We start from the raw sequence: 23,234 nt of genomic DNA, 5'->3' as shown, positions 1-23,234 counted from the left end.
CGCGGGTTTTGTCAATCAATGAGCGCGCTGTAAAGGGTGCCGGTTTCGTTGAGGGATGAAAGGGACTGGCCATAAGCTTCCGTGCAGGTTGCAAAAATTAAACATTATACAAGCTATGGTTTTAAATTGAGAATTGCTGACATTAGGCGTTCCGCTGTCAGAGAACAGAATCTTATTGCAACCCAACAGTTCCGCTTCTTTGCCGACATAAAACAGACTCCAGACATTGTCATAGCCATAACGGGCACGCATTTTGAGCTGGCCTTCAGCGACATGTTCGCCTTTGGCATAGTAAGCCTGTTGACTTAGACCTAATTCACGCGCACCTTGATCCAGCAGATTACAAAATACCGGGATACGCGGGGCTGGCAGGCCCTGGATGCTTGCATTCAGTATTTCAATGGGGGTCATTTGCATGCACCTCATGGATCAGATCGACAATAGTTTTAGCCGCGCTGATGCCATCAGCAGCCCAAGCGTCAGCGCCAACCGTTTTGTAAAGTTTCGGATCGAAACGAAAAGGAGCGCCGCCTACAGCTATTTTGATGCCGGATTCCAGTCCCTGCTCGTTCAGTAGCTTACGTACTTTACGGCAACCGTTTTCGCCAGTTGCCGAATGGACCATCATCGCCGATATGGCGATGACTTGAGCCTTATGTGCAATGGCCTCATCGACAAAGCGTTCTGCCGCGACATTGACGCCTAAATCAATGGTTTCGATCATCATCGCTTTAAGACAGCCTGAAACAATTCGTTTGCCCAGGGAATGCAAATCACCTATGGCTGTGCCTATCACTACGCGGCCTACTATCTCTGGCGGCGACTTAAACTGCCTTAGCATTTTTTCGGTAACTTCAGAGGCAATCTGAGCCGTCATAAAGTGTTGCGCCAGATTGGCATCCGGGTCTCTGGTTATGATGGCCATCATTTCATTGATGGCGGGGATGACCACCTTGAAAATGATGTCTTCAGGCGTATAGCCCTCAGCTAAAGCGTTGTCGATGACTTCAAATGCAGCTTCTTTATCGGTGTCGAAAACCGCTTCATTATAGTGATTAATAATGTCGTCAAGCATGATTGATCCTTACTTCGGCTATGCAGGCATAATGCTGTTTCCTTCAGCCTTATATCTCGGCAATTTAAGAAAGGTTGCCGGACAGTCGTTGTGGTGTAAATACTGAAGACAAGTATAGGAAATCTGAATAAATTATTCGTCAAAGTGTGTTTTTAGGGGTTCTTTAGATGTTTTTTGTTTTTCATGAGGCTTCAGCATTACTAAGCAGGACTTTTTAGTGGTGCGTGGATTCAACTGACAAGTTCAGCTTAGGTAAGTGAGACACGATGGGAAGCGCCGTCTATGCTTAGTGTTTACTTCGGTCAAGATTGTCCTTAAATTCATGACTCCTATCGATGGGTAGATCAGATTCCCGTGACAGAGGAAATTTCCAATGTGGGCACAAATCGGTTAATACTAGCCAGTACCTCTGTAGTGTCTATAAATAACCGATTATAAAGCCTTTAACATCATGACTTTGGGAGTGGGCGTGCTCTTGGTGGCGATTGTCGGGATGTTATTTCCAGAGACTTCTCTATTGGTTTTAGCTCGTGCAGGTGGCTTAAATATTAGGGGGCCGGATGAATTTCGATCGGACGCAGCCTCAGATTGTTGATATACAGGTCATCATAGCCGGGAACATAAGATAAATTGATCACTTGAGTTAATGACGCATAATGATCGAATAAAATTTCGCCTTCATTCAATAAGGCTATTTCGCAACCGGCCAGTGTGGCGTTGGCATAGAGTTCAATGCTTTCGTGGCTCAGTAAGGGAAGCAGGCCTATGGCTTGAGCATGCGTAATATTCAAGTGGCGGCCAAAAGCGCCGCAGACACATAAGCGTTCGATGTTTTGCCAGGTCAAACCGGCGCTTGTCAGCAATGTTTCCATCGCGGTTGCAATAGCCGCTTTAGCGCGTTGCAGGGCGTCAACATCACTGGGCATTACGGCTGTTTTGGAATTGTCAGGATCCGCGATAAAACCATCCGGACCTACATTTTGAGAAAACCTACCCGAAGGTTTTAATAGCCCTGTCTCCAGCAAAATGGCAATCATGTCTATCAAACCTGAACCGCAATAGCCTTTGGCGGTTGTTGCGCCGAGGGTGCTGAGCTTGAGCGCGTGGCTGTCACTCATTCGTTCGGCCCGGTAGATTGCGCCCTGTTCTGCGCTCATACCGTTGCGTATACCGACACCCTCAAAAGCCGGCCCACCTGGAACGGAAGTTACCAGAAGCCGATGCCCATCCCAGAGCGCCAGTTCGGTATTGGTCCCTATGTCGACCAATAATCCGGCACCTGCGCTTTCAGTTAAACGTGTGCCGATGATGTCAGCGGTCAAATCAGAGCCGACAAAGCCAGCCAATGCCGGCACAAGTTTGATTTCGGCATTGGGCAGATTCCATTCGGATTGCCAAGTGCCATGGGCAAGAGGTTGGCAATTGATGGGCTGTTGCCAATTGTCAGGATTCAATAGCTGATCCGCTCCGTATCGGCTAAGTAACGCCAGCATGGCTGTATTGCCTGCGATGATGACGCTGCCGATTTCCTTGAGCATAGGCGATACTTCGCCAATATCCCTGGCCAATATATCGCGTAAGGCCTCGATCACTGCATCTCTAGCCAGTTGGGCCAGTTCATGCGAGCGGGTTTCAGTCAGCAATGCGGCATTAAGGCGGTTTAAAACATCTGCACCGAATACCGCTTGTGGATTAAAGCCGGAACGGTTGGCGATGCGCTGGCCGGTTTTGCGGTTCCAAAGCGAAATGCGGATATGTGTCGTACCCAGATCGACCGCCAAGCCGTATATGGATTGCTTGAGTTCCAGCAAATGACCCATGACGGCTATCAAATCTTCGGGTGTAATACTCTTCCAGCCGGAAACGTGGGCTGGATGTTCCAGTACCAATTCAGTATCACCCAATATCCGCATTTGGCAGGCGAGTCTGATCCCTTCCTGGCGTTCAGTGGCGGAAAGTTTTTGATATTCTGCCAAGGTTGCAGGGTTTACCGCACCCGATAAATAGTTGATGACACAAGCGCCACAACTTCCCGTGCCGCCGCAAGCCGCCCTCACCCGTATCGAAGTCGTATCCAAAGCGTCCCGGACGCAAGTACCCACAGCCACTTGCAAACGCTGAGTTTCACTGCCTGAGTGCACAATCAGTGTGGCGAAATTAGAATCAAATGATTTCATAAACTAACCGCAATGAAACTGATATCGGATGAGTGCCGTTTACTCTTTCCGTTTTCTTGAGCGCAGATAAAAAACCACTACGGCAAACAATACGATGATAAAGAGGGTGGTATTGGCTTGTTTGACGGCATCAATTACTGTTTGTCCGTAATGATAGTAAATATAAAAAAAAGTCACGCTGGAGAGGGTGCAGGCGAACAGGTCTGAAAAAAAGAATTTAACGAAACTCATCTGACCTAATCCCGCTGTCAGAAACAAGCCGTTTCTTACCCCGAATGGAATAAATCTTCCGATAATCAATGTCGCAATTCCATATCGTTCGTAATAGGCGTGAATCTTATTGATTCTCTCGTCAGGTACCCAGTTGGAAAAAAATCGGGTATGTGCAATTTTGGGCCCTAGATACCGGCCGATACTGTAACAAATCAAGTCTGAAATAAACGCCCCCATATAAACACCCAGAAATAACTGAGGCAGGTGTTCCGGGCTATTCTTGGCAAGTAGGGCCGATATAAACAGCATGCCATCTTCGGATACCGGAATGTTGAATCCGGCTAGCAGTAAAGCGCCGAAGATGATCCAGTGTGCATATTCGGTGTGGGCCTGAATGAAGGTCAGTAGAGTATCCATAATTAAATTAGCAAGTCAGTTTCAAGATGATTAACAATAAAAAGTTCTTCCGCATTGCCGATTGTTATTGTGTTTTCACCGGCTGAATGACGCAATAGGAAGATGTTGCAGGCGTTAGATTCCGTCATAAATAACTTCCCGGAATCCATATTGTATCGAACCTTACGATTACCCCCTCTTTGCAAAAGAGAGGCTGGGGGAGAGTTTTTAATAAATCCCTCTCGATCCCCCTTTTTCAAAGGGGGAAGTTATTTGTAGCGATATCCTTAGCGTGATAATTGGTTTATTCCCCCTTTGTATCATCAAATTGGTAATTGCTGACATCGCCAGGCTTTCCGAATAGGGTTTAAAATAACGTCCGGCTTTAAGTTCACGTTATATTCTATTTTTTCGGCATCGGAACAAGATGTGCCAACGTTGTATTCGCTAATCAAGTTTTACTGTTTATCCGGATGTGTGGAAAAGAGTTATTTACGCACCCTGTGAAAAAAAAAAGCAAGACAACGGAAAACGATGCAATTAGTTTAGGCCTCGAAACTCTCTCCACTATGACAAAAAGAAGTGATATTTTATGATGTTAGCAATTTTTCATCGATGCAGGGCAAAAAAAGCGGTGAGTGTAAGCATTATGCGGCTTTGATGTGACAGAATAGGCTTGTAAATAATTTCAATAAGCTTTGTTGTAAGTTATAGAATAGACCGCATAAATTGATAAATTCTGCACTTAACGGAATAAGTTTCAGCAATTACCCTGCTTTAGCGCCGACCGTTACAAAATTCCATATAAGATCGAGGAACCTAAATGAATCTTGAAGTTTTCTTGTCGTTGTTCAGTCTGATGCTGATCTCGTTAGTTGTGTATATGATTTCGCAAAAAGCGCGGCTTCCCTATACCGTGTTACTGGTCATTGTCGGCTCGCTATTAGTGCCATTGAGCAAGCTTAAAGCCTTTGCTTTTATCAACAGCTTCGAATTAACTCCGGAATTATTGTTTTTTGTGTTTCTGCCTATTCTGATTTTTGAATCGGCTTACAACATTAAAATCAGCGACATGCTCAATAACATCCGCGCGATCAGTTTGTTGGCGGTTGTCGGCTTGCTGGTTTCAACATTTTTTATCGGGGTCAGCGCCTACTATGTTTTCAAGTGGATAGGATTTGAGGTCCCCATGATTGTGACGCTGTTGTTTGGTGCGATCATTTCCTCAACTGACCCTGTTGCGGTCTTATCTCTGTTTAAAGAGTATGGTGCGCCCAAGCGCCTGACCTTGATGTTTGAGGGGGAGAGTTTATTCAATGACGGTACCTCTTTTGCGATATTTTTGGTCATGCTTGAAATACTGGTTCATGGCTATGCCGGATCGACTTCAATTATCAGCGGGCTGATCAATTTTTCGATGATGTTGTTTGGCGGTATTTTATTCGGACTGGCGATGGGGTTTTTGTTTGCCAAACTCATTGAGTGGGTTAAAGGCCACGAACATTTGGAAATTACGCTGACCCTGCTGGTCGCGCATTTTACCTTTATCCTTACCGAGGTAGTGTCCGAGCACATTATTATTGCCGGATACCCTGTCCGCTTTTCCTCGATCATTGCCACCTTGGTAGCTTCGATGGTCATCGGCAATTTTGGCCGCTTTAAAATGTCGCTGCCTGTTGAAGAATATATGGAAAAGTTTTGGAGTTACTTCGGATTTGTTACCAACTCCCTGGTATTTATTTTGATGGGATTGTTATTCGTAGAGCAGTCTATCGATTTAAATGTGGCTCTGATGCCCATTTTACTTTCCATTCTGGTCGTCATGGTTGGTAGGGCCTTGTCTATTTATCCTTTGTTAGGCTTGTTGAACTGGACCAAGAAAGAAGAGCCGATTCCGTTGTCCTGGATGCATCTTTTATCCTGGGGAAGTCTGCGCGGTTCATTGGCGGTTATTATGGTTTTGCTGATTCCCGATGATGTGACTGTGCCTAACTGGAACTATACGTTTTCAGTCAAAGAATTTATTACTGCCATTACGATAGGCAGTATTTATTTTACGCTACTGGTCAAAGCGACGACGATCGGTAAAGTAATGAATAAACTGGGTATCGACGCGTTGACTGATTATGAAGAAGTGAGCTATTTCAAGAGTAAAGCGCTTATCTATGATGAAGCATTAAATGCCATTGATAAATTGTTCAAAAATCAACAGATCAGTGAGGAACAGCATAAAGGCATGCATTCCATTTACCGCACTTTGCACGAACAAGCCTTAAAAGAGTACAAACAAAAATTTCCGAATGACAGTGAATTGACTGAAAACTTGTTAAGGGTTTATGTGTTGGGTACCGAAAAAGGGGCATTAAAGGAAATTTACGGACGAGGTGAAATCAATGAAAAAATCTACAAGAAAATTTTAAACTTGCTGGATATTCAAATGGAGCGGGTTGAAAAAGGTCGTTTGCAACTTAATGCAATCGATGAAAAATTTCCGGTTGATAAGATTGAAACCTTTATCCTTAGCTTGCGTAAAATGCTGTTTATGTCTTCCTCAGAGCTAAAGCCGCAAGAACTGTATATCTATTACCGCACGCAACTGCATTTGCTGGAAACGGTGGTTTTAAGGTTAGAGGGCTTAAGCAATACCAGTCTGATCGAGGTATTTGACGATAAAGATTCTTTGCAAAGGACCATTGAACTCTACAAAGCATTGGGCAAGAGCACCAAAGAAAGGCTGGATCAGATGATTAGCAGTAACTATGAGTTGCTCACCCATTTTAATGCGATTACCGGTAAGAAAACGCTGGATGCTTTACAGTTGGAAACGTTAGATACTTTGAGCAAGAATGAAATTATCAGCAGCAAGCTCTACATCATGCTGTCCAAAGAGCTAAAGCAACCGCATTAAGTGAGCAAGGGGGCGGGCTAGGATTGAGTCTATCCCTTCCCCAAAGGATACCTTTTTGAAAGGACGGTGCCTCATAGTTTGATAAACTCAGCTCGAACGATCAGACGTATTCAAACAGTTGAGTTCAGGATTATTTCAACCAAGAGTCCTCGGCGAATATCAAATTGCAAGCGTTATTAAATTGATAGCCTCCGGGCGGCAGGTACACGATGAAAAACAGAGTATTACTTTTATTACTTGCGCTTCTGATCACTTTTTCTAATATCGGTTTAGGAAGTCAACTGACTGTTCCCGTCCCCATTAATTATGAGCTGATTCGCAAGCTATTGATAGACCAGCTTTATACAGGAAAGGATAAAACGGCACATCTTTGGAAGGATAACCAGGGGTGCAGTCTATTTGATTTATCTGATCCAAAGATAGAGGGTCAAAATGGATTAGTCAGGATTTTGAATGTCGTACATGCCCGTTTCGGAACGGGATTAGGTGGGCAATGCATGACGCTTTTGGAATGGAACGGCCGACTGGAAACCTTCCAGAAACCGGTTTTGGAAGCAGGTGGAACGATTTTGAAATTTCCGGTTGTCAACGCCAATGCCTATGATCATCAGGGACATGCACTCAAAATCGATAGAATGCAGGACCTTATCAAGCGTTTTGCTGAGCCGAGGTTAGCGGCGGTTAAAATCGATTTAAGAGAATCCCGTCAGCAAATTGAATCCTCATTAGCCGCGCTCACAACGGATCAGAACAAAGCGAACATGCAACGCTTGCTGGAGACGTTGCGGTTCAGTGAAGCTAAAGCTGAAAAATCAGGATTAATGGTCAAAATGGAATTTGAGGCACCTTCTCAAGGACAATTGGCGGCTTCTAAACCGGTAGCGGCTTTTACTGCCGATGAGATGCAATCCTGGCAGGCTGCCTGGCAGAATTGGGAGCTGTTTTTAACCGAGGCAATAGGTCGGGCCACGGGAGACACTCAATCGCAGCAACTTCGGGCTGATCTGCAGGTTATCTTGACGGAAGCGCGGGGCGCATTCCAGCGTGGTTTGCAATCGAATGATGTCAATGGGAAAGATCCGGTGCGCACCTTTTTTTTAACGACATGGGATAAATTGGCGCCGGTTTTACGGCTTATTGCCAATGAAGTGCCGGGTGCTGAGGGTTTGCGTTATCTTACTTTTATTGCGGCTACCGATGTGTTGTATCAAATCGAAACGATCAGTGGACCACTTGGACTGACAGTGTCCTCGGACGGATTAAGGCATTTAGGACGCTTGCTAATCAAGCCTCGGTGAAGTTGAAGATTTCAGCGTGATTTGATTTTGAGCATCATCAACCATCAACTGAAAACGCCCTAAAAAGCTCATGCCCAGCAGGCCGCTGTTGTGCAATTTATCGTCTGCTATAAAACTCACCTCAACGTCTTTTGCTGATGCATTTCCAACGGTGACTGATTTGAGAGTGCCATGCAGGGTTTCAATTCTTCCGTTGGCGGTTTCACTGATTCCGGATTGCAAATTATGGTCGTTAAACCCCAGTTTGGCTTGAAATGAGGCCGGTAACACGATAGACGTTGCGCCCGTATCGACGAGTAGCGACAGCTTGATTTTAGCGCCATTAGGGCCTGATAATTCGGTCTGAACCAGATGGTGAGAGCCATTGCGTGTGGTTTTGACGTTAGCGTCGAAATTCGTATCGGGCGTCTCGGTCGCTACCGGTTTGGAATGATCATAACGTTTGACACTCATAATGATGATTTTTTCGATGTTGCCCTGGCTGTTTGATAGCTGCACAAAGTTATAATCGACGAGGAGCTGTTTCAACTGTTCTTCAATTGAACCGCTTACTTTAATTGGCGCTGCAGGCTGAATGATGTCAGTGTTCTTGATGGTTATATTTTGGTTGCGGCTTAATTTATTAAGCTGATCTTTCAGATTATCAGCCTGTGTTTCGGCTTGTCCGCTCAGCGGTAAGCCGAGCAGGACAAAAAACAATAATAAGGCAAAAATGAAGCGCGTTCTTTTGGGCATAGGTAAAGCATGGTTTTATCGATTAACGGCCTAACGGTTTTGGCGAGTGTAACCGTAAATGAGCTTGAAGAGAATTTTTACTGGCCACATTTTCTTTTTTCCGGCTGAACCATTTAATGCGATCTTGTTTAAATAGCTTGGGATTTATATTCAGCCACTCGATATGATTGTAAATTGGCAAATCATCTAAATGTTCATAATCTATGTCGAAACAGTCATTTTCAGTCATTACACATCTCCGTCATAATGCATTGAATTAATCAGGTGTTAACCTGACTGAAAACTTATCGCAGATCTGCAATGTTTGCGTGATTGAACCTTAATTGTGCTAGGCGCGTCTCAGAATTTTTAATTGGTCTTCATTAGTCCGTCCAGTGTCAGGCTGCAGCTGGGGACGAAACTGGTCATAAAAAAAGCCACCTCGGGTTGGGTCGATTCATTGAGTTGTCTGCTCAGCTGGGCGGCCGCCAGCTCAAATTCAGGGTTGCCTGCTTTCAATTCGGCCTGACATTTAAGGTAGGCAGAAATTTTATCGGCGGCTTTGATGATCTGTGCATGCTCCTCGGGAAGTTTGTCGTGTTGAATCAGTTGCTCAAAATCTCCTCTTAAGCGCTCGGGCAACAAATTCAAAAGTTCCAGTTCCGCTTGTTTTTCAATCTGTTTGTACGCCTGATTGATGGCGGTCGAATGGTATTTGATTGGTGTAGGTAAATCGCCGGTAATGACTTCAGTCACATCGTGATACAACGCGGCAGCGGCAATGGCATTGGCATCAACAGAGCCATCGAAATAACGGTTTTTTATCAAGGCCAGTGTGTGGGCAATAACAGATACTTCCCAACTGTGTTCCATGACATTTTCTTCATGGGCATTACGTTTTAATCCCCAGCGCTTTATCCAGCGGAGCCGTGATAAATAGGCGTAAAAAGTGCAGGTAATGGTTGATTCTTTCATGGTGTTAAAAAGTGTTATCGATTCGTTGAGACAAGATACTTGATAGAATGACTGCATTCTATTGTGTAATAGTCAACATTAACAGAGCGCAAATTTTATGCTTATTCAGTGGTACCCCGGTCATATGCACAAGGCCGGCAAAGAAATCAAAGAGATTCTGCCGCAAGTCGATGTCATTATTGAAATTCTTGATGCGCGTATTCCTTTCAGCAGTCAAAACCCCATGCTTACACACTTGCGGGGTAATAAACCCTGTATCAAGGTGTTCAGCAAAAGTGATTTGGCTGATCCCGATCTAACCCAGCAATGGCAGCAATACCTGGAGCAGGAGCAAGGTGTAAAGACGCTGGCATTGTCCATTCTTCATCCTGAAAAAGCCAGGCAGATTCCGGAGCTTTGCAATAAGTTGATGGCGGCCAAGGCAGAAAGCGGGCGTTTAATCACAGTCATGATTATGGGGATACCGAATGTCGGCAAATCCACGTTGATCAACATGCTGGCCGGTAAAGCGATTGCCAAAACCGGAGACGAGCCGGCCATAACGCGGATGCAGCAGCGTATCAATATTGGTAATAACATTGTTTTATTGGATACGCCCGGCGTGCTGTGGCCTAATGTGGAAAATAAAAACAGCGGGTATCGTTTGGCTTTGACGGGCGCCATTAAAGATACCGCTATCAGTCATGATCAAATTGCCTTCTTTGCGGCGGATTATTTTCTTAAACACTATCCTGACGCATTAAAAGCTCGCTATTCCATCGAGCCGCTACCGTCGACCGATCATGCGTTGCTTAATGAAATCGGCAGGCGCCGCGGTTGTCTGCGCTCAGGCGGGGTGGTTGAGCTGGACAAGGCGGCAAAAATACTGATCAACGAATTGCGTTCCGGTCTGTTGGGCAAATTCACGCTGGAGACGCCCGCTATGATGGAAGCCGAACTGTTCGAATTGGTTGCCATACGAGAGGAAAAAGAGGCCAAGAAAAAAGCCAGAAAAGAAAAATGGAAAGGCGGACAAGGATAACCCTAAAGCCTGGCCGGATGGTAACTACTCGCCCATTTGAATTGAGGGCGTAGGTGCTTGATTTCAAAGAACGTGTAAATACGTCCTTTTAGCTCTCTGCAACATCCCTGTTGCAGAAGCCTTTTCAACCACCTATACCCAATAAAATTGGCGGGGTGAGCAGATAAGCCGGAAAGTCTGTTTGGGTTCAGGAACTGCAGGATAACATCGAACAGCCGGGTTTTCGTCTTGCCCAGTCGGGGCGTTTAACGGCAAAATGTTCTTTACCCGGTTGCTCATCGTAAGGATGACGCATCAAATCCAGCAGCTCATGAATCATCGCGAAATCGCCTTCCTCGGCTTTGTCTATAGCCTGCTGGGCCAGATAATTACGCAGCACATATTTGGGATTTACCGCATTCATATTAATGCGTCTTTGCTCATCTTCCAGATCGTCTTTTTGCAGGCGTTTGCGGTAATTCATGAGCCAACGGGTCAGTCTGGTGCGATAACCCGCTGTCAGTTGTTCAGGAAGATAATAAGCTTCCATTAACGTGTTGATGTCGTTTTCAGGTTCTGAATTTGGGTTTTTGCTGATCAGAGCCAGTTTTCGGTAGAAAATGCTCATGTCTGTTTCAATGGCTTTGAGCAGATCAAATAATTCCAGACAGAGATCATCATCCGTTTGCTGATCATACGCAATCAAGCCAAGTTTCTGCGCGACCATCCTTTGCCAACTGGTTTCGAAGCGATCCCTGTAACTGGACAGTGCTTCCTGTAGCGGTTCGACTTCTTCAATCAACGCGTAAATGGCATTACCGAGCTGGCCCAAATTCCAAAAAGCAATCTGCGGTTGATTGCCGAACCTATAGCGGCGCTCTTCCGAATCGGTGGTATTGGGCGTCCAGTCGGGGTCGTAGTTATCAATCCAGCCATAAGGGCCATAGTCAATGGTTAATCCTAGTATCGACATGTTATCGGTATTCATTACCCCATGAACAAAACCAACACGCTGCCAGTGAACAATAAGATCGGCTGTGCTTAAACAAACTTCTTTAAACCAGGCTATGTAAGTGTCTCTGTCAGGCTCACCCAAGTGAGGGAAGTCAGTTCTAATGGTGTAATCAACCAGTTGCTTTAACAATTCAATTTCGCGGCGGGCAGCAAAAATCTGAAAATGTCCGAAACGCGTAAAAGAGGGGGCTACACGGCAAACTACTGCTCCGGGCTCAGGTTTGGGATTGCCGTTGTAAAACATGTCTCTGACTACCGTGTCCCCGGTTAACAGTAGCGACAAAGCCCGGGTTGTCGGTATGCCGAGATGGTGCATCGCTTCACTGCATAAAAACTCCCGTACAGAAGAGCGCAATACAGCCAGACCGTCCGCATTGCGGGAATAGGGCGTAGGACCTGCGCCTTTAAGTTGCAGTGTCAGGCGTTCGCCACGATGATTGATCACATCGCCCAGGTAAATCGCACGACCGTCGCCTAATTGCCCTGCCCAGTTTCCGAACTGGTGTCCGCCGTAACAAGTTGCATGCGGCTCCATGCCGGGAGTCAAGCGATTGCCCGAAAACACCTGTGTAAAATCCTCGGATAAGGGCAGTTGTTCGGATAAATTTATTAAATCCGCCACCTCTTGGGCATGGGCAACATACTGAGGCTTAGCCGTTTTGACGGGCTGAACTATCGAATAGCATGCATTCAATACTTGTCTTCTGGTGTTGAGGGGTTCAGGGTCAGCGGGGAGTTCTCTTAAAAACCGGTTATCGAAGAGTAACTCGTCTAAATGAACAATTTTTCTAGAGGGGGACATAAGAAGATCAGATTTGTTGAAGTCAAAGCATTAATCTATTTTGTGAATTTGTTTGTCAAGTAATATTTTGTTAAGAAGGCTTGTTTTTTGAATTCAAAAAAGTCTTGTTGCAAACCGATTTGATCTTTAAAACCTGACTTTATGCACATTGTCAATTTTTGTGAAATAACGATGGGATAGAGCCGATCAATGCTGGAAAGAATCGCTAGTTAATTTGTCAAGTTGTTGAAATTAAACGTATTACTATGATTGTCTAAAAATTGGACAATTTAACAAAACTGTAACAATGACGGGAGTCAGGCGTAGTCATTATCATGATATCCACAAAGTTATCCACAGCTTTTGTGGGTAACTGAAATTGTTTAACTGCAGTATGCACTTAGCTGAAATATGTGAAATGAGTCTAAAAAAAGGGGCTAAGTATTTGCTGATTTGAGTCATTAAAACACCGTTTTTTGGCTAAGCAAAAAACTCAGTTAATCCAGCAATTCTCAATTTGAAGGAAAAAGGGTTGGGAGAAGCTTTTCGAGGATGTCGGCAGCAGGGCAGATTTTTATTCCGGACAAAATCTGCATTTCCACCGTTCTTGGCGGTCAGATGCTGCTGTCAAGTCCCCATGGATGGGTTTACGAAGTTCCTCGAAAGGCTTTTCCCAGCCCAAAGTGACGCTGAAAATATCAAACTGGGAATTGCTGAAGTTAATTGGCCTTTAGGGCGGGATTGTTCAGGAAGTGCTAAAAAACACTTCCTGAATAGTCGCAGTCTGAAAAAACAAATTACAGGTGATGATACAAACTCAGGTATTGTTGAGCGCTTTTTTTCCAGGAGTAATCTCTTTCCATGCCATTGACTTGTAATTCACGCCAACTCTTGGGCAGGCTGTAAATAATAAGTGCCCGTTTGATGGCCTCCATTAACGCTCCGGGAGAAGCATCGTTAAATACAAATCCCGTAGCGGTTTTGTTGCGAAGCGTATCCGGCAGGGTGTCATCGACAGTATCGGCTAATCCCCCGGTTTTTCGGACGATAGGGATTGTCCCGTAACGCTGACTGTAGATTTGGTTGAGTCCACAAGGCTCAAATCGAGAAGGCATAAGGAAGATATCTGCCCCTGCTTCGATTTGATGGGAAAGCGATTCGTCATAACCGATGTTGATCGATATTTTTTCCGGAAACAAATCGGCAAAATTATAAAGCCGTTGTTCGTACCTCTTGTTACCGCTTCCCAATAATACAAATTGCAGAGGCAACTCCATCATTTCAGGCAGACAGTCAATAACCAGGTCGATACCTTTTTGTTCAACCAGACGGCTTATAAGTCCAAAAACAGGTATTTTTTTATCAACCGGCAACGACAGCGTGGTTTGCAAGGCTGTTTTGTTCAGTACTTTTTTATGAAGGTCTTTGATGCTGTAAGGTTCGGCTATCAATGAATCAGTCTCAGGATCCCAGTGGTCCGTATCTATGCCGTTAGTGATTCCGCATAAAAAATCGTTTCGATGGCTCAGCAGTCCTTCCAGCCCATAACCAAAATCCGGCGTTTGAATTTCTTCTGCATAAGTGGGGCTTACTGTCGTTATGCGATCTGAGTAAACCAGTCCGCCTTTAAGAAATGACAGCATGCCGTGAAATTCTATACCGTCCGGATTCCACAATTGGCCGGGTAAATTCAGATAAGAATAAGTGGCGCTGGGAAATAGGCCTTGATAGGCCATATTATGGATAGTAAATACGGTTGCCGGACGGCTGTATTCAAGTGCTAATAAGGCCGGTACCAAGCCGCTTTGCCAGTCGTTACAATGGACAATGTCGGGTTTCCAGTTGAGATAGCCCCGGTTCATCGCAATTTCAACGGCAATGCGGCAAAAAAGAGCAAAGCGTTCTGCTATATCGGGCCATGCATTGCCGTATTCATCATGATAAGGATTACCCGGGTGATCGAACAGTTCCGGGCAATCCACCAGCCAGACAATAACAGCACTGCCGGGAAGGCGTGTTTCAAGGATGTTGACATCCGTGTTATTGACCCGAAGTGTGCATCTGAACTGAATGTTTTCCGGTCGGTTTATGGCCTGATAATTGGGCATGATGATGCGAATATCCTGCCCCAATTCTAATAATGATTTCGGTAGACTGCCCGAAACGTCAGCCAGTCCACCGGTTTTGATCAATGGATGTGCTTCGCTTGTGACAAACAATATTTTTTTCATAATCCGGTTTTGTTTTTTAGGGTGTTTTAGGTCATTGAAAATGCCAATATCCTTATCCAATACCATTGCAGGGTATTAAAAACAAGCTGCTAAAGCAAGCCAACTATGATTTTCAAATAAATCAGATAGATTTTTTAAATTACACAAACTTTCGAAGAGTTTTTACCACTAAGCCAGGTTTCAGATTTAGCCCAAACAGCCGTACAATGAATCTGACAGCCAAGGACTTGGATTACTGAACTTCAAAATCCGGCGCCCCGATATTTTCTCTCATGGAGAGGAAATATCGGGAACTCTTAACGCCGTATTTTGATGTGCTTTACCAGATAACGTTACGAATCTGAATGTCCATAACGAATTTATTTTTCGATATTTTTTATGAAACCTACCGCTTTAATATCAATCCGGCCAAAGGGGGTAGGGTCAAGTTGATCGAATAAGGCTGGTTCATCCAGGGAATCGGTTCGGAAAGAGCCAGGCCATTTCCGATGTTGGTTCCGTCATAAAAGGAAGAATCCGAGTTCAAAATTTCATGGTAAGGGCCAGAGCTTGGAACGCCGATACGGTAGTTCTCCCGGACGACAGGGGTAAAGTTAAGAACGACAATCAAATCCTCATGAGCATCTTTCCTACGGTAGCTGATCACTGACTGTTCGACGTCATGGCAATCAATCCATTCGAAACCGTGATGATCGAAATCGTGTTTGAAAAGAGCCGGATGACTGCGGTAAAGGTGATTTAGATCTTTGACCAATGTTTTTATGCCCTGATGATGCGGGTATTGCAATACATACCAGTCCAGACATTGGTTGAAGTTCCATTCCGAGCCTTGGCCGAATTCACAGCCCATGAACAAAAGTTTTTTACCGGGATAGGTAAACATCAACGTATACAGCAGTCTTAAATTGGCGAAACGTTGCCATTCATCGCCAGGCATTTTGTTGATCAGCGAGCCTTTACCGTGAACAACCTCATCATGCGAGAAAGGTAACGTGAAGTTCTCTGTGAATGCATACAGCATTCCAAAGGTCAGCTGGTCATGATGAAAACGTCTATGGACAGGATCTTCTTGAAAGTAGGCCAGCGTGTCATGCATCCAACCCATATTCCATTTCATCGAAAAGCCCAATCCACCCGCCCAGGTAGGACGCGTAACTTGTGGCCAGGCAGTCGATTCCTCGGCCATCATTACTGCGCCGGGATGTTGTTCGTGTGTGATGGTGTTCAGTTCCCGGAAGAAATCAATGGCTTCAAGGTTTTCATTGCCGCCATACATGTTGGGAATCCAGTCATGTGCTTCGCGCGAGTAATCCAGATAGAGCATCGAAGCGACCGCGTCAACCCTCAATCCATCCAGGTGAAACTCATTCAACCAGAATATGGCGCTGGACAGCAGGAAGTTTTTAACTTCATTACGGCCGTAGTTATAGATCAGTGTGCCCCAATCGCGGTGTTCACCTTTGCGAGGATCTTCATGCTCATACAATGCGCTGCCGTCAAAACGAGCAAGAGCAAAATTATCTTTGGGAAAGTGAGCCGGTACCCAATCCAGAATGACGCCGATGCCGTTTTGATGACAGGCATCTACGAAAAATCGGAAATCATCGGGCGACCCATGGCGGCTGGTGGGGGCAAAATAGCCTATGGTTTGATAGCCCCAGGAGGCATCCAGCGGGTGTTCAGTAATAGGCAGCAATTCGATATGAGTAAAACCCAATTCTTTGACATAGTCGACCAAATGGGTAGCAAGATCCCGGTAATTCAGGAAATTTCCCAGATTATCGCGCTGCCAGGAGCCTAAATGAACTTCATAAATGGACATGGGTTCGTGCAGCCAGTCGAACTGGTGCCTTCTTTCCATCCATTGCTGGTCTTTCCAGGAGTAACTGTTTTCTTTGACGACAATTGAAGAGGTTTTTGGGCGGAATTCAAATTGTTGGCCATAAGGATCCGTCTTAACCAGCAGTTCCTGACTATGCCTGTTTAGAATTTCAAATTTATAAAGCGCACCGACGTTCAATCCGGGAATAAAAATTTCCCAGATGCCGCTGCTGCCCAGGCTTCTCATTGGATTGCACCGGCCATCCCAACGGTTGAAGTCGCCAATTACGCTGACACGTTGGGCATTGGGTGCCCAGACAGTGAAAACCACCCCTTCAATCTTGTCTGACGTATGAAGATGGGCGCCCATTTTGGTGTAGACATGCCAATGACGGCCTTCGCCAAACAAGTGCCTATCAAAATCGGAAAGTTGTACGCCAAAATCGTAGGGATCATAATTCGTATGTTTTCCGCCGTCTTTGTCTACCCAGGCCAGTTTGTAGTGACCGGGCAGTTCGTTCTTTTTAGCGATGTATTCGAAAAAATCTGTGCCTGGGACCCGAGGAATCGGAATTTTGGTGTCGGCAAAACTGACGGATTCTGCGTAGGGCAGGTAAAGTGTGATTTTGACGCTATCATTGTGTGGATGGCGACCCAGAACAGCGAAGGGATCGTGATGTTTTGCTTCAATAATTTTGATGAAATCAGTTCCAAGCTTTGGGGGGGATTGCTTTTTCACTTTGAAACGCCTCAATGTAGTAGGATAATGTTCCTGTGAATGTTACCAAATAACTAACAAGATGTAATTCTATTCCACAAGGGGAAGTCAATGTCAGAGTCAAGCAGCCACCAGCAGGATCGTTTTGTCAGTCATCTTACCAGAAATACCATTGCCCTGATTCTGGCGGGGGGCCGAGGTTCGCGTCTAAAAAATATGACCGATTGGCGAGCGAAGCCGGCCGTACCATTCGGAGGCAAGTTCCGGATAATTGATTTTCCCTTATCAAACTGCATGAATTCGGGTATACGCAAGATTGGTGTGCTCACCCAGTACAAGGCAGATTCACTGATACGCCATATCCAGCAGGGCTGGGGGTTTTTAAGAGGCGAATTCGGCGAATATGTCGATCTGATGCCCGCTCAACAAAGGCTTGAAACATCCTGGTACGAAGGAACAGCGGATGCGATTTATCAAAACATCGATATTTTAAGAACCCGAAACCCTGAATATGTGCTCGTTCTTGCCGGAGATCACATCTATAAAATGGACTATGGCGCGATGTTGGCTGATCATGTGGCCAATAACGCAGATCTGACCATAGGTTGCCTGGAGGTGTCTTTGGAAGAGGCAACAGAGTTTGGTGTCATGGACATTGACGAGGACAGAAGAGTCAAGGCGTTTGTCGAAAAGCCGTCCAATCCCCCCTCCATGCCTGGTAAATCGGACAGGGCATTGGCCTCCATGGGGATTTATGTATTTAATGCCCGTTTCTTGTTCGAGCAATTGATTAAGGACGCAGATACTCCCGGATCCTCACGTGACTTTGGTAAAGACATTATCCCGTCGGTCATCAGTAAGTACCGAATCAATGCGTATCCATTCCTCAACATGCAAGGTGGACAGAGCTACTGGCGGGATGTAGGGACTATCGATGCCTATTGGTCGGCCAATATGGAGCTGATCGGCGTTAAGCCCGATTTGAACCTGTATGACAAAACCTGGCCTATCTGGACTTATCAAGAGCAAACACCACCCGCCAAATTTGTTTTTGACGACGATAAACGGCGTGGCCAAGCCGTGGATTCAATGGTTTCCGGTGGTTGCGTGATTTCAGGTTCCAAAATCAGGCATTCATTGCTGTTTTCTAATGTACGCGTCAACTCTTACAGCGTTCTGCAGGACACGGTGGTCTTACCGGAAGTCAATATCGCCAGACATTGCCGGATCACTAAAGCCATAATTGAAAAAGGCTGTGAGGTACCGCAAGGAACCGTCATCGGGGAGGATCGCGCCGAGGATGAAAAAAGATTTCATGTCAGTCCTGGTGGCGTAGTGCTGGTAACACCCGATATGCTGGGCCAGAACAGACATTATGTCAGATAGTCAAAAGCTGAAATTGGTGCTTTGTTGGCACATGCATCAGCCTGAATACAGGGATTTGCAGACGGGCGAATATCAGTTGCCGTGGACATACCTTCACGTCCTTAAGGATTACAGCGATATGGCTGCGCATCTTGAGGCGGTGCCGGAGGCGAGGGCGGTTGTCAACTTTGCACCCATTTTATTGGAGCAAATCGAGGACTACGCGAAGCAGGTTAACGGGTTTTTGCGGGAAGATTGTCCAATCAAGGATCCTATGCTTTCTGCGTTAGTCGCGCCTTCGGTCACAGCAGAACCTGAAGGTCGGTTGAAAATAATTCATGACTGCGTCAAGGCGAACAGAGCCAGGCAAATTGAACGTTATCCAGCCTATCTCAATCTCGTTGTTATGGCGGATTGGGTAAGGCATCATGACGAAGCGCTGAGTTATTTGAGTCCGCATTATTTTGAAGATCTTTTGGTCTGGTATCATCTGGCATGGATGGGTGAAAGTATCAAACTTGCTGATTTTCGTATCCAGAAGTTGATTGATAAAGGTTCAGGCTTTACTCATGCAGAAAGAATCCAGCTGGCTGAAGTTATCGGCGAGCATATGGATAGTATCATCGGCCGTTACAAAAGGCTGGCCGAGCAAGGGCGTGTTGAATTATCGGTCACGCCGTATGCACACCCCATCATGCCGCTGATGCTGGAAATTCAATCGGCCCTCCAGGCTATGCCTGATGCAGTCATGCCTCAACTTGAAAGCTATCCTGGCGGAAAAGAGCGGGTAAAATGGCACTTACAATACGGCCTTGATACATTCAAGCGGTTTTTTGGTTTTGTACCCCAAGGATGCTGGCCTTCCGAGGGAGCTGTAAGTGCTGAAACACTTTCTATTCTCTCCGAATACGGATTTAAATGGGCCGCATCGGGGGGTAACGTGCTGAGGAATAGTTTACATTTGTCCGAGCTTGAAGCTGTCAGTACACATCATCCTTTTTGTGTTGACGATACCGGGCTACCCTGCTTTTTTAGGGACGACGGGTTGTCTGATCTGATCGGTTTTGAGTATTCAAAATGGCATGCTGATGATGCCGTTGCTGATCTGATCAAGCATCTGGAGTTTATTCATAAACATGATGCCTCAATCGACAAGGTCGTCTCGATTATTATGGACGGAGAAAACGCCTGGGAATATTTTCCTCAAAACGGATACTATTTTTTATCGGCCCTTTATCAAAAATTAAGTAGCCATCCTGATATCGAGTTAACTACCTTTTCAGCGTGTCTTGACCAGGTTTTGGAAGTTAAACCCCTGCCTAAAATGATGGCGGGAAGTTGGGTATACGGTACTTTTTCTACCTGGATTGGTGATAAAGACAAAAACCGGGGTTGGGATATGCTGGGCGATGTCAAACTGTGTTATGACCAATTGATTGCAAGCGGTCATTTATCGCCTGAACAAATTGAGGCTGCGCAGCAGCAGCTGGCTATTTGTGAAGGTTCTGATTGGTTTTGGTGGTTTGGAGACTATAATCCCGGAGACGCGGTCAGCAGTTTTGAAAGGCAATACCGCTTGAATTTAACTAATTTGTATCGGCTGATGGGGCAGGAGCCGCCGGCTTATCTTGCCCAATCCTTTGCTCATGGCTCCGGCGACCCCGCTATGGGAGGTGCTATGAGGCCCGGTTTGGAAAACTTATAACCAGGAACGCAAGTGATTGATATTTTGCATAAACGAAGAGCAGGTGTTTTACTACATATCACTTCCTTACCGGGTGGGGATGGGAATGGAGACCTGGGCCAGGAAGCCTTTAATTTCGTCGATTTTTTACACAGCATCGGGGCGTCGGTCTGGCAGACCTTGCCGCTTAACATGCCGCATGCGGATGGCTCTCCTTACCAATGTCTTTCCGCGCATGCCGGAAACCCGGCATTGATCAATCTGGATTGGCTGGTCAAAAAGGGGTGGCTGGCTTCTTCGGAACGATGTGTCGACTGTAGCGCTTCCTTCGAGTTCGCAAAAAGCTGTTTAGTGACAAAGGCTTATTATGGCTTTTTGGATAGAGCCTCTACCGATGACAAGAAAGATTTTGCTCGTTTTTGTTTGGAAAAAAAGAATTGGCTGGAAGATTTCGCTTTATTTGCTGCGTTAAGAACCGAGTTTAACAAACTATGCTGGAATCAGTGGCCAGATGAATACAAAAACAAGGAACCTAAAGCCATTCAAAAGGCCAGAAGAAGGCTCAATTCTAAAATTGAAACGATAAAATTTGAGCAATTTGTTTTCTTTAGCCAGTGGAATGCGTTAAGAGATTACGCGGCGCACCGAGGTGTCTTATTATTCGGCGATATTCCCATCTTTGTCTCTTATGACAGTGCTGATGTGTGGGTTCATCCTGAAGTATTTAAGCTGGATGACGATGGGCACATGTTGGTCGTTGCTGGCGTGCCGCCAGATTATTTTTCTGAAACCGGTCAGCGATGGGGCAATCCTCATTATGATTGGGATTATTTGCAGGAGACGGGTTTTCAATGGTGGATTGAGCGGATGCAAACCCAAATCGAAATGTTCGATATTGTGCGTATTGACCATTTTCGTGGTTTGGAAGCGGCCTGGGAAATTCCCATTCATGAACCTACCGCCGTCAATGGTAATTGGGTAAAAGCGCCGGGAAAAGAGTTGCTGGAAGCGATTTTTAATGCTTTTGGACCTGTTGCACTGGTTGCAGAAGATTTAGGGATCATAACCGAGGAAGTTGAAGAATTACGCGATCAGTTCGGTCTGCCCGGGATGAAAATCCTTCAATTCGCCTTCGGTGGAAATCACGACAATCCTTATTTGCCGGGAAATCTGGAAAAAAACTCGGTGGTCTATACCGGAACACATGATAATGACACAACACTGGGTTGGTATGAAAAAATCAGTGATTGGGAAAAAGACTATATTCATGAGTACCTGGGAAGCCCCACCTCTACAATGCCTTTCACACTGATTCAAGCCGCCCTTTCTTGCGTATCTAATTTAGCGGTGATACCTATGCAGGATATACTTGAGCTGGATTCTGATCATCGCATGAATACTCCCGGCACTACCGAGGGAAATTGGCACTGGCGTTTTGAGTGGGGGCAATTAACCCAAGATAAAGTTAATCGCCTTGCCCACGCTATTCATTTATTCGGTCGTTCTTAAATCACCTATTTCATTTTCTGACCCTTTCGAAGATCTTATTCTTCGAAAGGCCTCTGTTGCTAATTTTCGTGAACCGCTAAGCGACTTAACTCAGTCGTCGTCATCCTCTTTTTCAACTGCATTGACAGGAAGTTGTAACAAAGGAAAATTATATTCGGAAAGTATTTGTTTGATTTCGTTTGATTTTGCATGGATTAATTGATTTAGCTTTTCTTTTCTGGCTTTATCACCATAGCGCACGCCCATGGCTATTGAAAAATCAAATTTGTTCTGTGGGGATGAAGTCATGGGAATAGCGGTATAACTGTTGATGGGGCTTTGGGATAACACATAACCTGCCATCGGTCCCCAAAGAATAGCCATATCAATTTTCCCTGCTTTTAAATCCTTTTCGATTTGCATTGCTGTATTGTTTTCATTATCCCCTGACATTGTTTGATAAGGGATGCCTACATCCAGTAATCCGGCCTGTTGTAGCCAGGTTGTGCCCGGGCCTCTATCAAACATGGCAATGCGTATGCTTTGTTGACGCTCCAGAGGAAGATTTGTTAATTGATCCAAGCTACTAATATCATCCCAGCCCCTATTTTTGGCAATCACTAACAGGTAAGTCGTGTGGTAATAAGGTACGGTGTTCAGTGTCCTGTCACTACCAGCCGGAACTCCCATAATGACGTCGCATTTAAATTCCTCAGAGTCTCCGATGGTTGCATTCAGTGTGTTTCTGATAAAACCAATGCGTTCAGGAAACCATGTGTATTCCAGGGTTTGGCCCAGTTCTTTGGCAAATAAAGCCGCTATCTTGTTTTCAAAGCCATCCAGTTTGTTCGTTGAGTAAGGGGGATGCAGCGGATCTGCGCAGACTCTGAATTTTTCCTCTGCATTAACGGTATAACTTACACCGTTAAAAATAAGGCCGGCTAATATTATTTTTAGAGCTTTGGCTCTCATTCTTTACACTCCTAAGCTTGATTGGTATGTATTCAGGATTGGTTAACAACTCTTCTTTCGCAGCAATTCCCAGTTTGATATTCAGCGTCATTTGGGTTGGGAAAAGCTTTTCGAGGAACGCCGTACACCCTTCTATGGGGCTTGACAGCAGCATCCTAGCTTACCGGCATCCTCAAAAGTTTCCCCCTGCCTTTTTTCCCTTCAAGTTGAGAATTGCTGCATCTGTCGGGGGCAATTGATATTGCCTTTGTAAGAAGAAAATTTGTATCTGCTCACCCCCTCCAATTATAGTGGGTGTAGGTGGTTGATTGAAAAGGCTTCTGCAACAGGGATGTTGCAGAGAGCTACAGGGACGCATTTACGCGTCCTTTGAAATCAAGCACCTACACCCTTAATTCAAAGCG

17 protein-coding genes are annotated in these 23,234 nt (G+C 45.3%); 6 read left to right on the top strand and 11 right to left on the bottom strand.

Translation table 11 applies throughout. The features are described 5' to 3' along the window. Positions 1-15: 15 nt before the first annotated feature. From Q7V32_RS06280 to Q7V32_RS06265, 4 genes are all read right to left on the bottom strand, one after another. Entirely contained in the window at positions 16-411 is a 396-nt protein-coding gene (locus Q7V32_RS06280) for a uroporphyrinogen decarboxylase family protein (RefSeq protein WP_304896126.1), read from the bottom strand. Continuing rightward, the gene (locus Q7V32_RS06275) at positions 398-1,075 is read right to left on the bottom strand and encodes a B12-binding domain-containing protein (protein ID WP_304896125.1); all 678 of its coding nucleotides are present in this window, start codon (positions 1,073-1,075) and stop codon (positions 398-400) included. Before Q7V32_RS06275 ends, Q7V32_RS06280 begins: the two co-directional genes overlap by 14 nt. Before the next feature lie 548 nt (positions 1,076-1,623). After that, on the bottom strand, positions 1,624-3,252 hold the full coding sequence (locus Q7V32_RS06270) for an ASKHA domain-containing protein (protein ID WP_304896124.1): 1,629 nt from the start codon (positions 3,250-3,252) through the stop codon (positions 1,624-1,626). A 39-nt stretch (positions 3,253-3,291) separates the two neighbouring features. Next, positions 3,292-3,882 carry a DedA family protein gene (locus Q7V32_RS06265; protein WP_304896123.1) on the bottom strand — a complete coding sequence of 197 codons (591 nt, stop codon included), beginning with the start codon at positions 3,880-3,882 and terminating at the stop codon, positions 3,292-3,294. Positions 3,883-4,684: 802 nt separating this feature from the next. Between Q7V32_RS06265 and Q7V32_RS06260 the strand changes: the two genes are divergently transcribed. Further along, positions 4,685-6,769 carry a sodium:proton antiporter gene (locus Q7V32_RS06260; RefSeq protein ID WP_304896122.1) on the top strand — a complete coding sequence of 695 codons (2,085 nt, stop codon included), beginning with the start codon at positions 4,685-4,687 and terminating at the stop codon, positions 6,767-6,769. Between the two features lie 209 nt (positions 6,770-6,978). Continuing rightward, positions 6,979-8,067 carry a hypothetical protein gene (locus Q7V32_RS06255; RefSeq protein WP_304896121.1) on the top strand — a complete coding sequence of 363 codons (1,089 nt, stop codon included), beginning with the start codon at positions 6,979-6,981 and terminating at the stop codon, positions 8,065-8,067. On the opposite strand, the gene Q7V32_RS06250 is transcribed toward Q7V32_RS06255, so the two are convergent. From Q7V32_RS06250 to yfbR, 3 genes are all read right to left on the bottom strand, one after another. Beyond that, positions 8,050-8,802, bottom strand: a complete 753-nt coding sequence (locus tag Q7V32_RS06250; RefSeq protein ID WP_304896120.1) for a TIGR02281 family clan AA aspartic protease — start codon at positions 8,800-8,802, stop codon at positions 8,050-8,052. The two genes, Q7V32_RS06255 and Q7V32_RS06250, sit on opposite strands and share 18 nt — an antisense overlap. Before the next feature lie 22 nt (positions 8,803-8,824). Beyond that, positions 8,825-9,031, bottom strand: coding sequence for a hypothetical protein (locus tag Q7V32_RS06245; RefSeq protein ID WP_304896119.1), 207 nt, complete (start codon positions 9,029-9,031; stop codon positions 8,825-8,827). A gap of 119 nt (positions 9,032-9,150) precedes the next feature. After that, on the bottom strand, positions 9,151-9,756 hold the full coding sequence (gene yfbR / locus Q7V32_RS06240; protein ID WP_304896118.1) for a 5'-deoxynucleotidase: 606 nt from the start codon (positions 9,754-9,756) through the stop codon (positions 9,151-9,153). Between the two features lie 97 nt (positions 9,757-9,853). Here yfbR and ylqF point away from each other — a divergent pair, with 97 nt between their 5' ends. Continuing rightward, positions 9,854-10,777, top strand: a complete 924-nt coding sequence (ylqF, locus tag Q7V32_RS06235) for a ribosome biogenesis GTPase YlqF (protein WP_304896117.1) — start codon at positions 9,854-9,856, stop codon at positions 10,775-10,777. Positions 10,778-10,964: 187 nt separating this feature from the next. On the opposite strand, the gene Q7V32_RS06230 is transcribed toward ylqF, so the two are convergent. The 3 genes from Q7V32_RS06230 to glgB form a co-directional block, all read right to left on the bottom strand. Beyond that, positions 10,965-12,572, bottom strand: a complete 1,608-nt coding sequence (locus Q7V32_RS06230) for a YdiU family protein (protein ID WP_304896116.1) — start codon at positions 12,570-12,572, stop codon at positions 10,965-10,967. A gap of 776 nt (positions 12,573-13,348) precedes the next feature. Then, complete coding sequence (gene glgA / locus Q7V32_RS06225) at positions 13,349-14,782, bottom strand: glycogen synthase GlgA (RefSeq protein ID WP_304896115.1); 1,434 nt, start codon at positions 14,780-14,782, stop codon at positions 13,349-13,351. A gap of 385 nt (positions 14,783-15,167) precedes the next feature. Continuing rightward, a complete protein-coding gene (glgB, locus tag Q7V32_RS06220) occupies positions 15,168-17,342 on the bottom strand; it encodes a 1,4-alpha-glucan branching protein GlgB (protein ID WP_304896114.1) in 2,175 nt (724 codons plus the stop codon). Between the two features lie 90 nt (positions 17,343-17,432). Here glgB and glgC point away from each other — a divergent pair, with 90 nt between their 5' ends. From glgC to malQ, 3 genes are read left to right on the top strand one after another with little or no spacing between them, the layout of a single operon-like run. Beyond that, complete coding sequence (glgC, locus tag Q7V32_RS06215) at positions 17,433-18,707, top strand: glucose-1-phosphate adenylyltransferase (protein WP_304896113.1); 1,275 nt, start codon at positions 17,433-17,435, stop codon at positions 18,705-18,707. Next, positions 18,697-20,391 carry a glycoside hydrolase family 57 protein gene (locus Q7V32_RS06210; RefSeq protein WP_304896112.1) on the top strand — a complete coding sequence of 565 codons (1,695 nt, stop codon included), beginning with the start codon at positions 18,697-18,699 and terminating at the stop codon, positions 20,389-20,391. Before glgC ends, Q7V32_RS06210 begins: the two co-directional genes overlap by 11 nt. 12 nt (positions 20,392-20,403) lie before the next feature. Continuing rightward, complete coding sequence (gene malQ, locus Q7V32_RS06205; protein ID WP_304896111.1) at positions 20,404-21,879, top strand: 4-alpha-glucanotransferase; 1,476 nt, start codon at positions 20,404-20,406, stop codon at positions 21,877-21,879. Positions 21,880-21,969: 90 nt separating this feature from the next. Here malQ and Q7V32_RS06200 read toward each other — a convergent pair whose 3' ends face one another. Further along, a complete protein-coding gene (locus Q7V32_RS06200) occupies positions 21,970-22,830 on the bottom strand; it encodes a quinoprotein dehydrogenase-associated putative ABC transporter substrate-binding protein (RefSeq protein WP_304896110.1) in 861 nt (286 codons plus the stop codon). Positions 22,831-23,234 lie beyond the last annotated feature (404 nt).

This window comes from Methylicorpusculum sp., assembly GCF_030651835.1.
Classification (GTDB): Bacteria; Pseudomonadota; Gammaproteobacteria; order Methylococcales; family Methylomonadaceae; genus Methylicorpusculum.
The sequence above is the reverse complement of the archived record's forward strand: the minus strand, read 5'-3'. Positions and strand labels throughout refer to the sequence as shown.

Excerpts from the sequence above, each read along its gene's own strand:
- Q7V32_RS06245 (WP_304896119.1), bottom strand. The coding sequence starts at position 9,031 with ATGACTGAAAATGACTGTTTCGACATAGATTATGAACATTTAGATGAT.
- ylqF (WP_304896117.1), top strand. The coding sequence starts at position 9,854 with ATGCTTATTCAGTGGTACCCCGGTCATATGCACAAGGCCGGCAAAGAA.
- Q7V32_RS06270 (WP_304896124.1), bottom strand. The coding sequence starts at position 3,252 with ATGAAATCATTTGATTCTAATTTCGCCACACTGATTGTGCACTCAGGC.
- Q7V32_RS06210 (WP_304896112.1), top strand. The coding sequence starts at position 18,697 with ATGTCAGATAGTCAAAAGCTGAAATTGGTGCTTTGTTGGCACATGCAT.
- Q7V32_RS06265 (WP_304896123.1), bottom strand. The coding sequence starts at position 3,882 with ATGGATACTCTACTGACCTTCATTCAGGCCCACACCGAATATGCACAC.
- glgA (WP_304896115.1), bottom strand. The coding sequence starts at position 14,782 with ATGAAAAAAATATTGTTTGTCACAAGCGAAGCACATCCATTGATCAAA.
- Q7V32_RS06250 (WP_304896120.1), bottom strand. The coding sequence starts at position 8,802 with ATGCCCAAAAGAACGCGCTTCATTTTTGCCTTATTATTGTTTTTTGTC.
- yfbR (WP_304896118.1), bottom strand. The coding sequence starts at position 9,756 with ATGAAAGAATCAACCATTACCTGCACTTTTTACGCCTATTTATCACGG.
- glgC (WP_304896113.1), top strand. The coding sequence starts at position 17,433 with ATGTCAGAGTCAAGCAGCCACCAGCAGGATCGTTTTGTCAGTCATCTT.
- Q7V32_RS06260 (WP_304896122.1), top strand. The coding sequence starts at position 4,685 with ATGAATCTTGAAGTTTTCTTGTCGTTGTTCAGTCTGATGCTGATCTCG.
- Q7V32_RS06230 (WP_304896116.1), bottom strand. The coding sequence starts at position 12,572 with ATGTCCCCCTCTAGAAAAATTGTTCATTTAGACGAGTTACTCTTCGAT.
- Q7V32_RS06255 (WP_304896121.1), top strand. The coding sequence starts at position 6,979 with ATGAAAAACAGAGTATTACTTTTATTACTTGCGCTTCTGATCACTTTT.
- Q7V32_RS06200 (WP_304896110.1), bottom strand. The coding sequence starts at position 22,830 with ATGAGAGCCAAAGCTCTAAAAATAATATTAGCCGGCCTTATTTTTAAC.
- Q7V32_RS06275 (WP_304896125.1), bottom strand. The coding sequence starts at position 1,075 with ATGCTTGACGACATTATTAATCACTATAATGAAGCGGTTTTCGACACC.
- Q7V32_RS06280 (WP_304896126.1), bottom strand. The coding sequence starts at position 411 with ATGACCCCCATTGAAATACTGAATGCAAGCATCCAGGGCCTGCCAGCC.